This window comes from Camelimonas sp. FR25 (assembly GCF_059740505.1).
Genome location: NZ_JCAWFG010000045.1, coordinates 23,227 through 37,093 on the forward strand (window position 1 = coordinate 23,227; position 13,867 = coordinate 37,093).

Annotated in this window: 9 protein-coding genes; 5 read left to right on the forward strand and 4 right to left on the reverse strand. The window is 67.9% G+C overall.

Annotated elements, in window-relative coordinates; translation table 11 throughout:
- Positions 1–30 precede the first annotated feature (30 nt).
- On the reverse strand, positions 31–348 hold the full coding sequence (locus AC6A67_RS05740; RefSeq protein WP_498035592.1) for a hypothetical protein: 318 nt from the start codon (positions 346–348) through the stop codon (positions 31–33).
- 522 nt (positions 349–870) lie between these two features.
- Between AC6A67_RS05740 and AC6A67_RS05745 the strand changes: the two genes are divergently transcribed.
- Entirely contained in the window at positions 871–2,982 is a 2,112-nt protein-coding gene (locus AC6A67_RS05745; protein WP_498035593.1) for a S8 family peptidase, read from the forward strand.
- Between the two features lie 87 nt (positions 2,983–3,069).
- On the opposite strand, the gene AC6A67_RS05750 is transcribed toward AC6A67_RS05745, so the two are convergent.
- A complete protein-coding gene (locus tag AC6A67_RS05750) occupies positions 3,070–4,635 on the reverse strand; it encodes an acyl-CoA carboxylase subunit beta (protein ID WP_498035594.1) in 1,566 nt (521 codons plus the stop codon).
- 505 nt (positions 4,636–5,140) lie between these two features.
- Between AC6A67_RS05750 and AC6A67_RS05755 the strand changes: the two genes are divergently transcribed.
- From AC6A67_RS05755 to AC6A67_RS05770, 4 genes are all read left to right on the forward strand, one after another.
- Entirely contained in the window at positions 5,141–7,678 is a 2,538-nt protein-coding gene (locus AC6A67_RS05755) for a CaiB/BaiF CoA transferase family protein (RefSeq protein ID WP_498035595.1), read from the forward strand.
- 523 nt (positions 7,679–8,201) lie between these two features.
- Positions 8,202–9,068, forward strand: a complete 867-nt coding sequence (locus tag AC6A67_RS05760; protein ID WP_498035596.1) for a CPBP family intramembrane glutamic endopeptidase — start codon at positions 8,202–8,204, stop codon at positions 9,066–9,068.
- A 179-nt stretch (positions 9,069–9,247) separates the two neighbouring features.
- Positions 9,248–10,264: an NADP-dependent oxidoreductase gene (locus AC6A67_RS05765; protein WP_498035597.1), complete on the forward strand. Its 1,017-nt coding sequence runs from the start codon at positions 9,248–9,250 to the stop codon at positions 10,262–10,264.
- Between the two features lie 162 nt (positions 10,265–10,426).
- On the forward strand, positions 10,427–11,200 hold the full coding sequence (locus AC6A67_RS05770) for an SDR family NAD(P)-dependent oxidoreductase (protein ID WP_498035598.1): 774 nt from the start codon (positions 10,427–10,429) through the stop codon (positions 11,198–11,200).
- A 454-nt stretch (positions 11,201–11,654) separates the two neighbouring features.
- Here AC6A67_RS05770 and AC6A67_RS05775 read toward each other — a convergent pair whose 3' ends face one another.
- On the reverse strand, positions 11,655–12,479 hold the full coding sequence (locus tag AC6A67_RS05775) for an SDR family NAD(P)-dependent oxidoreductase (protein ID WP_498035599.1): 825 nt from the start codon (positions 12,477–12,479) through the stop codon (positions 11,655–11,657).
- Positions 12,480–12,617: 138 nt separating this feature from the next.
- Positions 12,618–13,832 (reverse strand): ABC transporter substrate-binding protein, encoded by a 1,215-nt coding sequence (locus AC6A67_RS05780; protein WP_498035600.1) that lies wholly within the window; start codon positions 13,830–13,832, stop codon positions 12,618–12,620.
- Positions 13,833–13,867: the final 35 nt, after the last annotated feature.

The following is a 13,867-nucleotide window of genomic DNA, read 5'->3' on the forward strand; positions in this document are numbered from 1 at the left end:
GCAGCAGATGAATGGCCTGCAAGCCGCCGGTCAGTAACAGTGACGACGCATCACCACATCGCCCCAGCGGTTGACGGTCGGCCGCATCACGCAGCGCGGGCCACGATGATGGCCATAATAGCCATGGTGGCGCGGGCGGTGGTGATGGCCCCAGCGCGGGCCATGGCCGCGATGATGACCGTAGCCATGGCCATGCCCGTGGCCATGGCGGTAGCCGTGCGGCTGGGCTTCGGCGGGCGCCGCGCTCACCGCCAGGCTGCCAGCGGAGGCGATGCCAAGACCGATGGCCAGCGCGATGGCGCGGACGGCGCGGTTAGCGAGAACCGTACGGAAAGCATTGTTCAACATGACATATCTCCCAGTGTAGGGTCATTTCCGGCCTTGTCGGGCCAGTCCCGCAATGTCTGGCGGCGAAGCCCAGGTCGCTCATCAGGTCGCTCATCGACCTGGTCGCCGCCGCTCACGCGTCGGGTACATCGACCGGCTGTTTCCGGCCGCCCATGACAGTGGGTCGTGGCCGACGCCGATCTGGTTCACCTGGTCGCCGCATTATTTTTGCGACCCAATCCGCCAGCGTAATTTCCGGCCAGGCCGGCCGACCGGGCACGAAGCAGCGGCCAACAGGCTCCGGCCAACCTGACGGCGGCTCACTGGCGAGGGGCGCGACGCCGGCGGGCCTCGCGTGCGTGCGCGCCCGTTGGCGCCATTTCGTGCCTGTTCTCTGCCTTTGCAGGGTCAACGCGCGCCGACCCGATGAGGTTTCGCGGAAAATTTATTGGCCTTGACTGAACCTGCCTGCAGTTCGCCGCGACAAAACCATATGCGGTGGACAATGATTGACGTCGCTGCACCCCATGGCAGGAGACGACCATGACGCCCCACAGGCTTTCCCAGGCTGCCTATCGTGCGCTGCGCCCATGCGTGGCCATCGCCATGCTGCTGGCGCCGGCGGGCGTCGCCCTCGCTCAATATGACGGACGGCGTGGGCCAGATGGTTATGGCGCGCCTGGCTATGGCCAGAGCGAACGACCGCAAGAGTTCAGGCGCGATTTCGAGCGGCGCGGTCGGGATGGCGGCCCGGGACGGGAGCAATACCGGCGCGACGACCCTTACCGAGGGTCGCGCGAAGGTGAGCGCATGCAGCGCGAGCGACCGGAGGACTGGCGACGCGGCGAAGACCGCCAGCGCCAGCAGCGCGGCGACCGCCCCCATCCGCACGACTGGTCTGACCGGCCACGGCGTCCGCCGCCCGGCGCCGGGCCAGAGCGGCGACCGGATTATTATCCCGAGCACCGCCCGCGACCGTGGCAGCCGCGGCCTTACCCCTATCCGCACCGGCCGCACGGCTACGATCCGGACTGGCGGCCCGCCTATCCGCCGCCGCCCCCGCCGCCCCCGATCTACGACGGCCATATTGAGGACATTGACGCGCCGCCGCCGCGCCGGCCGGCGCTGCGCCCGCGACCCGAACGGGCCGTTACGCCGACCCCGCCGCCGCGCCGACCTCCCACGCCGCCGCCTGCCGCCCCTGCGCCGCCACCCCGCGCCGACAGCGGCGCGCCGACACAGGGCGAAACCCGCATAGCGCCGTCAGAGGTGGTGGTCACCATCGCCAGCGCCGACCCGCGCCTTGGCCAGAACCTCGCCCGCGCCGAGCACCTGCAACTGGTGAAGGCGCAGCCGCTGGCGCTGACCGGCGTCACCATGGCGCGCTATCGCATTCCAGACCGGCGCAGCGTGCGTGACGTCATCCTCAAGCTGGAGCGCGACAGCCGGGTGCTGTCGGCGCAGCCGAACTATCTTTACACGCTCAACGCCGGGGCCAGCGCGACCGGCAATTCTGACTCAGCCAGTACGCCTGCCCCAGCCGCCGCGGCGCAAGACACGCAACAGGCCGGCCCGCAAGGTGCTGGCGCATCGACTGGCTCATTGGTGAGCACGTCAGAGGGCGGGTCCCAGGGCGCGCCTGCACAGCCGGCCTCAGCCGGCGGCGCCCTCGCCGCCTCGCAATATGGTCTCGCCCGGGTGCGCGCTGGCGTCGCCCATGTCAGCGTCCGTGGCGACGGCGTGCTCACCGCTGTCATCGATTCCGGCGTTGACGCGGGGCATCGCGAATTGCGCGGCGCCGTCCTGCGCTCCGTCGATGTGGCCGCTGCTGCAGCGGAGGCCACAGGCAAGGCGGCTGGCGCGTCCAAAGGCAAGGCCGCAGCGGCCGCTCCGAAGCCTGACGCCCATGGCACCACCATCGCAGGAGTGATCGCCGCCCGCGACCAGATGCGCGGCGTCGCCCCGGCGGCGCAGATTCTGGCGTTGCGCGCCTTCGAGACGGGAGAGAGTGGCGCGCGCAGCGGCGCCTATGGCTCGACCTTCGCCATTCTGCTGGCGCTGGATGAGGCGGTGAAGGCCAACGCCCGCGTCGTCAATATGAGCTTCGCCGGCCCGCGTGATCCGCTGCTGAGCAAGGCGCTGGCGGCTGCTGACGCCAAGGGCGTGGTGCTGGTGGCGGCGGCGGGCAATGGCGGCCCTGAGGCGCCGCCCGCCTTTCCTGCGGCGGACGCCCATGTGATCGCCGTCGTCGCCACCAATGCCGGCGACGAGCGCGTCGCCAGCTCGGCGCGCGGGACGCACGTGGCCCTCGCCGCCCCAGGCGCGGACATCATCGGCCCCAAACCCGGCGACGCCTATCAGTTCGCCACGGGCTCGTCGCTGGCCGCCGCCCATGTCTCGGGCGTGGCGGCGCTGATGCTGGAGGCCAATCCGAAACTGACCCCGGCGGCGTTGCGCAAGATCCTGATGGAGACGGCGCAGGACCTTGGCCCGACTGGCCGCGATCCTGAGTTCGGCGCAGGCCTGGTCGACGCCGCCAAAGCCGTTGCGGCGGGCAAAAAGCTGGCTGAAGCCCCCGCCACTAACCCGGCTGGCGCCGGTGACATGGTCAAGGGCGAGATTGTCGACGTGCGGCCCGAGCCCGCGCCGAATTAGGCCACGACAGGCGCGCGTGGCGCAGGCAGCGTTACAAGCCTTGTTGAGACAACGCCCCGGCGCTTCCTGCGCCGGGGCGTTTGTGTGTCAGGGACGCATGGCGAAAGCGCTGCGACCGGTCTCCAGCGTCGGCCAGGCCAGATTGACGAAATCCACCAGCAGGGGCCTGGTCTCGCGCGGGTCGATGATCTCCTCCACCCAATAGCTTTCGGCGCTGCGGAACGGCGAGCGCAATTTGTTCAGGCGGTCTTCGATCTCGGCCATTTTCGCTTTGGGATCCGCCGCAGCCTCAATGTCAGCGCGATAGGCCGCCTCAATGCCGCCCTCCAGCGGCAGCGAGCCCCAGCGCCCTGATACCCAGGCGTAGCGGAAGCCGAAGCGGCCGGCGGGCTTGTGCACCGCGCCGGCGACGCCAAAAGCGTTGCGCACGATCATGGTGCACCACGGCACCGTGGTCTGGTTCATGGCGGCCAGCGCCCGCACGCCCCAGCGAATGGTCGCCGCCTTCTCGGCCTCGAGCCCAATCAGGAAGCCGGGGCAGTCGAGCAGATACACCACCGGCAGATGGAAGCTCTGGGCCAGATCCATGAAGCGGATGGCTTTTTCGCAGGCATCCGCCGTCCAGGCGCCGCCGTAGAAATACGGGTCCGACGCCATCACCGCCACCGGCTTGCCGTCGATGCGGGCAAGGCCGGTGATCAGCGAGCGCCCAAACATTTTGCCCAGCTCGAAGAAGCTGCCCCTGTCGACCACCGCCTCAACGATGGGACGCATCTTGTAGACCTTGCGGATATCGCGCGGGATGGCGTTGAGCAGGCTGGCCTCGCGCCGCTCAGGATCGTCGGTCGGCGCGATCACCGGCGGCAGCTCGTGCACCGAATTGGGCAGATAGGACAGGAATCTGCGGGCGGCGGCGAAGGCCTCTTCCTCGCTGTCGACCGCCATGTCGATGGCGCCGGAGCGGGTCTGGATTTCCCAGCCGCCAAGCTCCTGCTTGCCCAGCGTCTCCGCCGTCTGGCCGAGCCGCGCCACCAGCGGCGGCCCGGCGACGAACATCGCCGACGTCTTGGTCATCACCGAAAAATGCGTTGAGGCGAGCCGCGCTGCGCCAAGGCCTGCAACCGAGCCGAGGCCGAGCCCGATCACCGGCACCTCTGCCAGATTTCTGGTCATCAGATCGAAGCTCTCGCCGCCGCCGATGCCGCCAGGCAGATTGGCCCGGCCCTTGGTCTCGATGGTCTTGACCGAGCCGCCGCCGCCCGAGCCCTCGATGATGCGGAAGATGGGCATGCGATAGGCGGCGGCCATCTGCTCGGCCATCATGGGCTTGGCGGCGATGGAGGCGTCGGCGGAGCCGCCGCGCACGGTGAAGTCATCGCCGACCACCACCACCGGGCGACCGTCGACGCGGGCGCGACCGAACACGCAATTGGACGGCGTGAAGGCCTCCAGATTGTTGCTGGCGTCATATTCGGCCATGCCGGCGGTGGCGCCGGTCTCATGGAAACTGCCGGCGTCGACCAAATGATCGACGCGCTCGCGCACCGTCAGGCGGCCGCCGTCATGCTGGCGTTTGACCTTGTCCGGCCCGCCCATTTCCTTCGCCAGCGCCTCGCGCCGGTGCAACTCGTCGACTTCCGCCTGCCAAACCATCGTGACGCTCCTCCACCGGCCAGAGCCGGACGTGCGCTCCGGCCAAAGCCGGATACGGCGCGACTGGCGACTTTGCGCCGCCAGTCCGCTGCTGCGTTTCCTCCGGGCCTTGATGGCCCCGCGCAGGCCTGGCTGGCCCGCGTCATTGTGCGATTCCGTTATACAAAATCTCATTTCACTTGCCAGCGCCAGTGCATCGCGCCATCGTCATGTTGTCGCCGGCGCAGAACCGGCGCAGCGCCATTCCGCCACGAACTCTCCCAGCAGCCGCAGCAGGTTTCGCCATCAGCCGTGATGGGCCGGAACACCGCAGCACGGTCGTTGGGTTGTCTGGGCGTTCAGCGGGCGGCGCGGACAAGGGGAGAACCGCTACCGTCGCGCCAGACGACGGGGCGTTCCGGACAGCCTTGCGCCCGTTATGGCGCAGCGCCGCCGGGGAGACAGGGCGCAGATCTGCGAGCGACACGTCGCCGGACCTCGCCTTTGAAACGCGAAGGACGGCCACATGCCTTTGACAGGCTTGCGGGTGCTGGAGGCTGGCGCGTTGCCAGCCGGCGCCTATCTCACGCGATTGTTGGCCGATCTCGGCGCCGAGGTGGTGAAAATCGAACCGCCGGGGCGTGATCCGCTGTTCAGCCAGGCGCCGTTCGCCGGCCCCGCGCCCGCGATCAACGCCGGGGCAGACGACGCTGGGGCGATTGGTCAGGCGCCGGGAGCGGGCCCAGCCGCGCCCGTGGGGGCGGCCTACGCCTTCCTCACCGCTGGCAAGACCTCTGTGGTGATGCAGCCGGACAGCGCCGCCGACCGCGCCACGCTCGACCAGTTGATCGCCGGCGCCGACGTGCTGGTGTGTTCGGATGGCGGGCCGCTGGCCGTCGACGCCGCCGCCATCGCCACCCGTCATCCGGGCCTGATCATCTGCGACGCCTCATGGTTTGGCCGCAGCGGTCCTTACGCCGGCTGGCAGGGCGCCGACGCCGTCTGCCGGGCGCTGGCCGGGGTGGTGGAAAATGTTGGCCGCGTCGACGGCCCGCCGCTGGCCGCGCCGGAGTTTCAGGCGCTGGTGACGGCTGGCGTCTCCGGCTTCATCGCGGTGATGGCGGCGCTCTATGGCCGCCAGCGCCATGGCGGCGGCCAGGCGCTGGAACTGAGCGTGTTCGAGGCCTGCATCGCCCATGCCGAATATCAGTGCGCCGATGGCTGGCTGCGCGGCGCCGGCTTTCCGCGTGGCGGCGTCAACCGCTTCGCCCCCACCTATCCGCTGGGCGTCTACACCGCCGCTGACGGCTGGATCGGGCTGACCGTGGTGACGCCGGCGCAATGGCGCGGCTTTTGCGACATGCTCGATCTCGGTCACTACGCCGATCGCGCCGACCTGGCCAATGGCGAGATGCGGCTGAAATTCGCCGATGAGCTCGACGCGGCCTTTAACGCCAAGCTGTCGCAGCGGCCGATGGCGGCATGGTTCGCTGAGGCGCTGCGGCGCCGACTGCCGATCGTGCCAGTGTGGCGCATGGATGAGCTGGCGGACAATCCGCAGTTCCGGGCGCGCGGCGCCATCGTCGATATCGACATCGACGGCCAGCGCGCCACTGCCCCCGGCTGCCCGCTGGCGCTGACCCGCACGCCGCCGCGCCGGGGCGGGGTGCTGCGCCCGCCACAGCCAGCGCCGTGCTGGGACGCCCGCCCGCAAGCGGAAGCTGCGACCACGCCGCCGCTGGCCGGGGTCACCGTCATCGATCTGTCCATGGGCTGGGCCGGGCCGCTGTGCGGGCGGTTTCTCGCCGACTTGGGCGCCGACGTGATCAAGGTCGAGGCCTGCCGCTATCCGGACTGGTGGCGCGGCGTCGACGCCACCGAAGAGGTGTTTCGCGAGCGGCTGTATGAGAAAGCCGGTCGCTTCTGCGCCATGAACCGCAACAAGCGTGGGGTGACGCTGGATCTGACCCATCCGGATGGCGTGGCGGCGTTGAAGCGCCTCGTCGCCAGCGCCGATGCGGTGATCGAGAATTACGCCGCCGACGTGCTGCCCAAGCTGGGGCTGGATTACGCCACGCTCAGCGCCGTCAATCCCCGCCTCGTCATGACGTCGATGTGCGCCTTTGGCGCGGGCGGCCCGTGGCGGCAGGCCCGCGCCTATGGCTCGACGCTGGAGCAGGCGTCTGGCCTGCCGACGGTGACCGGCGAGCCTGAGGATCCGCCGACCATGGGCCACATCGCCTATGGCGACGCCACTGGCGGGTTGAATGGCGCGGCGGCGACCATCGCCGCGCTGTATCATCAATGGCGCACCGGCGAGGGACAGCACGTCGACCTGTCGCAGGTGGAGTGCCTGATGCCGATGACGGCCCCGGCGATGATCGCCGCCTCGCTCGGCGGGGCTGCGCCGCGCACTGGCAGCCGCCACCCGGCCCATGCGCCGCACAATTGCTACGCCTGCCAGCCCGATACAGAACCCCGCGCCTGGCAGGTGCAGGGCGTCGCCATGCCCGCCGCCACCGATCCGCCGCCAGGGGCGCGGCAGGAGGGCTGGCTGGTGATCGCCGTCACCAGCGACGCCATGTGGCGCGCCCTCGCCGCCACGATTGAGCGCCCCGATCTTGGCCGCGACCCAGGCCTCGCCACCGCAGCCGGCCGCAAGGCGCGCGAGATTGAAATCGACGCCGCCATATCCACCTGGTGCGCGCAACGCTGCGCAAGCGACGCCATGGCCGCCCTGCAACGGGCGGGCGTGGCGGCGGGCGTCGCCCGCCCGGCGCTGGATCTGTACAACGACCCGCAGCTCAACGCCCGCGCCTATTGGCGCATCCGCCAGCGGGCGTGGATCGGCGACTTCCCCACCGCCTCGACGCCGTTCCGCCAATTGGGCGCGGCGGAGGCGCCGCCCGTGCGCCGCCCGGCGCCGACGCTCGGCCAGCACAGCGTCGAGGCCCTGCGCGAGGTGGCGGGCCTTACGGAAACGGAGATCGACGCCCTGTTCGCCAACGCCATCACAGGCGAGGACATGCTGCCGCCACGGCCGCGCAGCATGGCGGCGGAATAGCAGACCAGCGACGCGCGCATCGGGGAGCATTCGCGCTGGGAGCACGCGGGGCGATCAGCGTGGCGCCTCGGCTGCGGTCAACCGCAGCAAGGATCCGGCGCCAGCAATCGACGACAACCAGCCTTGTGCAAGGAGGCAAGACTGCAAACGCATACGCATCCTGACAGGCTCAGGCGGCGCGCGGGCTGGGCCAAATTGCAATGCGTCTTACACGCCACAATTTGGCATGAGCAGGACAAGGGAGCGCCATTGATCGCATGCCGCCATTTGGGGATGGCGCAGCATTTCATTCAAACTGACAGTGTCCAGACCAGCGCCAGTCACAACCAGCGCATGAACCGCTCGATACTGAGCTGATCATCCCGGGCTTCCCGTGATCTGATCACAGTCTGAACCAGCAGATGCGTCATGTGATGATCAGGCGCGCACGGCCAGACAGGGCGGCGAAGCGCGACCAGCGCGCTCCAATGTGAGCAGCGCGTGCGCCGCTGGCGCGTCACTGTCCACCCAGGGGACCCTGCCCATGCCCTGTATCGATATTCTGGCGTCGCTGGCGCTGCTCGCCGCCGCCGCGACGATCTTCCTCGCGCCGCGGCTGACGCCGTGGCTACTGGCGCTGGCGCTGCTGATCGCCGCGCTGGCCACACGCATCACACTTCCGGCGCTCGCCTGCTTCGCCGCCCTCGGACTTGCGGCGTTTCTGGCGCGTTTTCCGCAAAATGGGCCATTGCGTGTGCTCGGGCATCTGCTGTTCATCGTCAAGGCGGCCGGGCTGATGACGCATCTGTGGCCGGGCTTCGCCAATATCAAACTGTCGGGGCCAGTAGTGGTGTCGCCAGGCGCTGTGCCCACCTCGTTCTATCTCAATTTCGACAAGCCGCTCATCGCGTTCTGGATCGCCATCTGGTGCGGATGGGCGCTGGTCGACAACGCGCAGCCTGACTGGTGGCGCAGCGCCCTGCTGTGGGGCGTCGTCACCATCCTCGTCTGTCTCGGCCTGGCGCTCATGCTCGGCCTGGTCGCGTGGTCGCCCGGCGGGCCGCCCGACCCGCTGATCGTGCTGCTGGTCAATCTGTTGCTGGTGTGCGTGCCCGAGGAACTGCTGTTTCGCGGCTATCTGCAAGGAGGCCTCACCCGGCTGCTCGAGCGGTTCACCGGAGCAGGGCCACAAGCGGCGGGCCTGATTGCGCTCGTGGCGGCGGCAGGGCTGTTCGGCCTCGCCCATCATTCAGCCGGCTGGCGCTATATGATTGTCGCCAGCCTCGCCGGGCTCGGCTATGGCCTGGCCTATCGCGGCGGCGGCGTTCGCGCGGCGGTCATCGCGCATTTTGGCCTCAACGCCACCCATATGCTGCTGTTCACCTACCCCATGCTGGCCTCGACGCCGTAAAGCGCTGCCAGCCACTGCCGAAGTTTTCCTCGTCCTGAGCCTGTTCTGGCTGATCCTTTGTTCCGTCTGAAGCGAAAGCGCTCTAAAAGAAGCGCGAACAATGGTTGCGCGCACAACAGCGTGCGCCGCTAACGCGAAGCGCAGCAGCCACGGGCGGCGCGCCAGGGGAGGACAGGAACATGACCGTCAACCGGCAATGGGTGCTGCGGCGCCGTCCCGACGAGAACATGGTGCAGGGCGATCTGGAGCTGGTGGAGAAGCCGCTGGCCGCGCTCGGTGATGGCGAAGTGCTGTGCCGCAACATCTATCTGTCGCTGGACCCCACCCATCGCATCTGGATGAGCGACCGCGACCAGTATCTGCCGCCGGTCGAGATCGGCCAGCCCATGCGCGGCGGCGTCATCGCCGTGGTCACCGACAGCCGCTCGCCGATGTTCAAGCCCGGCGACATCGTCAAGCCGATGGCTGGCGTGTGGGGCGACTACACCCACACCACCGACAGGCTGCTGCGCAAGATGGACGACCTCGGCGGCGCGCCGCTGACCGCCTGGATGAGCGTGCTCGGCAACACCGGCCTCACCGCTTATTTCGGCCTGATGGACATTGGCCAGCCCAAGGCGGGCGAGACCGTGGTGGTTTCCGCCGCCGCCGGCGCCGTCGGCTCCATCGTCGCCCAGCTGGCGAAGCTGCAGGGCTGCCGGGTGATCGGCATCGCTGGCGGGCCGGACAAATGCGCCTGGCTGCGGGATGATCTGAAGCTCGACGGCGTCATTGACTACAAGAATGAAGACGTGCCCGCGGCGCTCGACCGGCTTTGCCCCAATGGCGTCGACGTCAATTTCGAGAATGTCGGCGGCCCGATCATGGACGCCGTGTTCAGCCGCATGAACGACTTCGGCCGCATGCCGCTGTGCGGCATGATCTCGACCTATAATGGCGAGGGGCCGGTGGCCGGCCCGACCGATTTCAGCCGTATCCTGATGCACCGGCTGCTGGTGAAGGGCTTCATCGTCATCGACTATTTCCCACGCATGAAGGAAGCCATGGACGTGCTGACGCCGCTGGTGCGCGACGGCAAACTGCAATGGAAGACCCATGTGGTGAAGGGGCTGGAAAACGCCGCCGACAGCCTGAACCTGCTGTTCTCTGGCGGCAATGACGGCAAGCTGCTGGTGCAGATCAGCCCCGAGCCGTAAGCGGCGCCATTGCGCATGGCGCGCCGCCCGCACGTATCAGCCTGGCCGGTCAATCTGGTCAGGGTCTGATCCTGATGCAGCGGGCGAGCTATCCAGATCAGCGCGGGCGCGCAGGCACAAGGCGCGCCCGCGCGACCAGCCATCAAACAGGGGAAACGACCGGTGGATCTGCAACTCAAGGACAAGGTGATTTTCATCGCCGGCGCCAGCCGTGGCATTGGCCGCGGCATCGTCGACACGCTGCTGGCCGAAGGCGCCCGCGTGGCCATGACGGCGCGCGGCGCAGAGGCGCTGGAAGCGGCGCGCGCCGAACTGGCCGCGCAATATGGCGCCGACCGGGTGTGGGCGATGGCGGGCGACATGCGCCAGAGCGACGTGATCGACACGGCGCTGGCCCGGGTTGAGGCCGAGATGGGCCCAATCTGGGGCGCCGTAGCCAATGTCGGCCTGCACCCCTGCCCGCCAGGTTTCGAGGTCGATGACGAGACCTGGGACGCCGGCATGATGCAGAATCTCGATTCTGCCTTCCGGCTGGCGCGCGGCGCGCTGCGGCTGATGACGCCGCGCAAGCAGGGCTCGGTGCTGATGATCTCGTCGATCGCCGGGCTTGGCGCGCTTGGCACCACGCTGACCTATGGCACCTCCAAGGCGGCGATGAACCATCTCACCAAGGAGCTGGCCCGCATCGCCGGCCCATCAGACGTCCGCGTCAACGCCATCGCCCCAGGCAATATCATTTTCCCTGGTGGCGACTGGGAAGCGCGCGCCAACGGCGAGCGCGCCGACGCCTGGAACAAATGGATCAGGCGCGAGGTGCCGCTCCGCCGCTTCGGTCGCCCGGAAGAAATCGGCGCCATGGCCGCCTGGCTGCTCAGCCCGCTGGCCAGCTTCGTCACCGGCGCCGTGGTGCCCGTGGACGGTGGCCAGACGCGGTAAGCCGCGACAGCTGGGCTGGCGTAGCGAGTGGGCGCCGGGCGGGCGTCAGACCTGCGCCGCCACACTCGCTTGCTGCCCAACGCTTGCCGCAGCTCACTTGCCACCGCTCACTTGTCACTGCTCACCTGCAGCCGCTTGCTTGCAGCCACGCACCTGTAGCCGTCATGGTCGGGCTTGACCCGACCATCCACGTCTTCGCCGTCGTGACAAACACCGCGACGTAAAACGCGTGGATGCCCGCGACAAGCGCGGGCATGACGGTTGGGGCGGAGTTGCGCGGGTTGATGGCTGGGGCGCCTCCAGCCACTGCCGTGGGCGCCGCTGCGATCGGCTTCGAGGCGCATCAGCTTCGCGGCGGCACGAGAGACACGCAGCGCGCGACGGGCACAGCAGCAGGCAGGCGCCACGCTGCGTCCTAACGCCGCCACGTCGCCTTCGGCGCTCTTCCCTCACATTACATGCCGACGCCGCCATCAGCCTCGATGATCTGGCCGGTGATGTAGTCCGACTCCGGCAGGCAGAACAGCAGCACCGCGCCAGCTGCGTCGTCGGGCGTGCCGCCGCGGCGCAGAGGCGTCTGGGCGTAGAGGCCGTCGAGCAGTTCGCGCGTCAGGCCGACCCTGTGGCGGCGGCCAGCCACTTCGATGGAGGTTTCGCCCTCGATCACCTGGGTCAGTCGGGTCTCGATCAGGCCGAAGGCCACGGCGTTGACGGTGACCCCCAGCGGCCCCCATTCGCGCGCGAGACTCTTGGTCAGGCCAATCAGGCCAGCCTTGGCGGCGGAATAGCCAATCTGCTTCCAGGCGCCATGGGTGCCGGACACCGATGAGATATTGACCATCTTGCGCGTGAAGCCACGCCCGTCCGCTTGCTCCTGGCGCGATCGCCCGGCCAGCCACGGCGCCCAGGCCCGGGCGATGCGAAACGCCGCCTTGAGGTGGACCTCCTGCATGGCGTCCCATTGCTCGTCGGTGCTGTTGGCGATGCCAGCGTTCCAGATATAGCCAGCATTGTTGACGACGATATCGGCGCCGCCCAACCCGTCGGTGGCCGCCTGGATGAAGCGTTCAGCAAAATCAGGCCGGGTGACGTCGCCGGGGAAAGCCAGCGCCCGGCCGCCCGCTGCGCGGATGGCCGCCGCCGTTTCATCGGCGGGGGCCGCGTCGAGGTCATTGACCACGACAGCCGCGCCCTCCCGCGCCAGTTTCAGCGCCAACGCCGCGCCAGCGCCCCGTCCGGCGCCGGTCACCAGCGCCACCCTGCCCTCAAGGCGTTTCATCCCTGTCTCCCTTTGCGTTCTGTGTCGACTGCGCCTCGAGCAGGCGGCCGCGCGCCAGAAAAATGGCCGGTCGCGCCACACGCGACCGGCCTTTGAACGGCTCAGAACTCCATGGCGCACGATGCGCCCGGCCCAGCCTCAGTCCACATAATCCCAGCTCTCGCCGTTGAACTTCTGCAGCTTCATGTAGGTAATGATCGCGTAGTCATCCGGCGTGGTGTTGATCGAACCTTCCGGCAGCAGGAAGGGGTTTTTGTAGTCCTTGATATTCGCCGCCTGCTTCATGATGTTCTCACGCGTCAGGTCGTCGCCGGCCTTCTCCAGCACATGCTGCAGCGTCATGGCGTAAGCAATGCCAGACATGTACAGCGTGTCGGTGACGTCAGCATTCGGCATGTTCTCCTTCATCCAGGAGAGATACCATTTGATGGTCTCGTCATCCTTCCACTTCGGATCGGTCGGATCCTTGATGAAGCCGGCGGTGAGCACGCCCTTGGAGTTCTCAAGACCAGCGGGCTTCAGCGTGGCGCCGACCGAGGCCGAACCAAGATGCAGGAAGGTGGCTGGCTTCCAGTTCAGATCGGCCAGCTTGGAAATGGCCTGGGCGGTCTGCTTGGAATAGGCGAACAGAAATAGCGTATCGACACCGGCGTTCTTCAGGATCACCAGCTGGCTGTCGATGGTCGGGTCGGTCGCCTGGAAGCTCTGGGTGCTGACGATCATCTTGTCGGCCTTGTCGCCAAGACCTTCGCGCAGACCTGTCAGCAAATCCTTGCCATAGTCATCATGCTGATACAGCACGCCGATTTTCGCGTTCGGATTGGTCTTCAGCAGATGCTTGGCGTAGAAGGCCGATTCCTTGTTAAGCGCCGGCTGCCACCCCATGGTGTAAGGGAATTTCTTGGGATCGTTGAACGCCGAGGACCCAGCCGCGATGAACAGCAACGGCACCTTCTTGGCGTTCAGATAAGGCCGGATCGCCATGTTGATGGGCGTGCCGAGGTTGCCGAAAATCAGCGCGACCTCGTCCTTTTCCACCAGGGACCGGACGTTCTCGACAGCCTTTGGCGGCTGGAAACCGTCGTCACGACTGATGAAATTGATCTTGCGGCCGTTGATGCCGCCCTTCTTTTCATTGAGCCATTTGAAATAGGCCGCCTCGGCCTGTCCCAGACGTCCATAAGCCGACGCAGGGCCACTATGGGCGATGGTCTGGCCGATCTTGATCTCTTTCTCCGACGTGCCAGGGCCGTATTTGGCCTGGGCCATCGCGGAGCCTGCACCGAAGCCAACTGCAGCGACAAGCGCGGCCGCGCCCAACCACGCGCGGGCGCGCGAGCTAAAGTCTGACATGAATTCCTCCCAAGCGTCGGCGGGGCATTATAGGC

What these genes read in the sequence shown, in the direction of transcription:
- AC6A67_RS05750 (WP_498035594.1), bottom strand. Translation starts at nt 4,635, where the DNA reads ATGGTTTGGCAGGCGGAAGTCGACGAGTTGCACCGGCGCGAGGCGCTG.
- AC6A67_RS05780 (WP_498035600.1), bottom strand. Translation starts at nt 13,832, where the DNA reads ATGTCAGACTTTAGCTCGCGCGCCCGCGCGTGGTTGGGCGCGGCCGCG.
- AC6A67_RS05740 (WP_498035592.1), bottom strand. Translation starts at nt 348, where the DNA reads ATGTTGAACAATGCTTTCCGTACGGTTCTCGCTAACCGCGCCGTCCGC.
- AC6A67_RS05765 (WP_498035597.1), top strand. Translation starts at nt 9,248, where the DNA reads ATGACCGTCAACCGGCAATGGGTGCTGCGGCGCCGTCCCGACGAGAAC.
- AC6A67_RS05760 (WP_498035596.1), top strand. Translation starts at nt 8,202, where the DNA reads ATGCCCTGTATCGATATTCTGGCGTCGCTGGCGCTGCTCGCCGCCGCC.
- AC6A67_RS05755 (WP_498035595.1), top strand. Translation starts at nt 5,141, where the DNA reads ATGCCTTTGACAGGCTTGCGGGTGCTGGAGGCTGGCGCGTTGCCAGCC.
- AC6A67_RS05775 (WP_498035599.1), bottom strand. Translation starts at nt 12,479, where the DNA reads ATGAAACGCCTTGAGGGCAGGGTGGCGCTGGTGACCGGCGCCGGACGG.
- AC6A67_RS05745 (WP_498035593.1), top strand. Translation starts at nt 871, where the DNA reads ATGACGCCCCACAGGCTTTCCCAGGCTGCCTATCGTGCGCTGCGCCCA.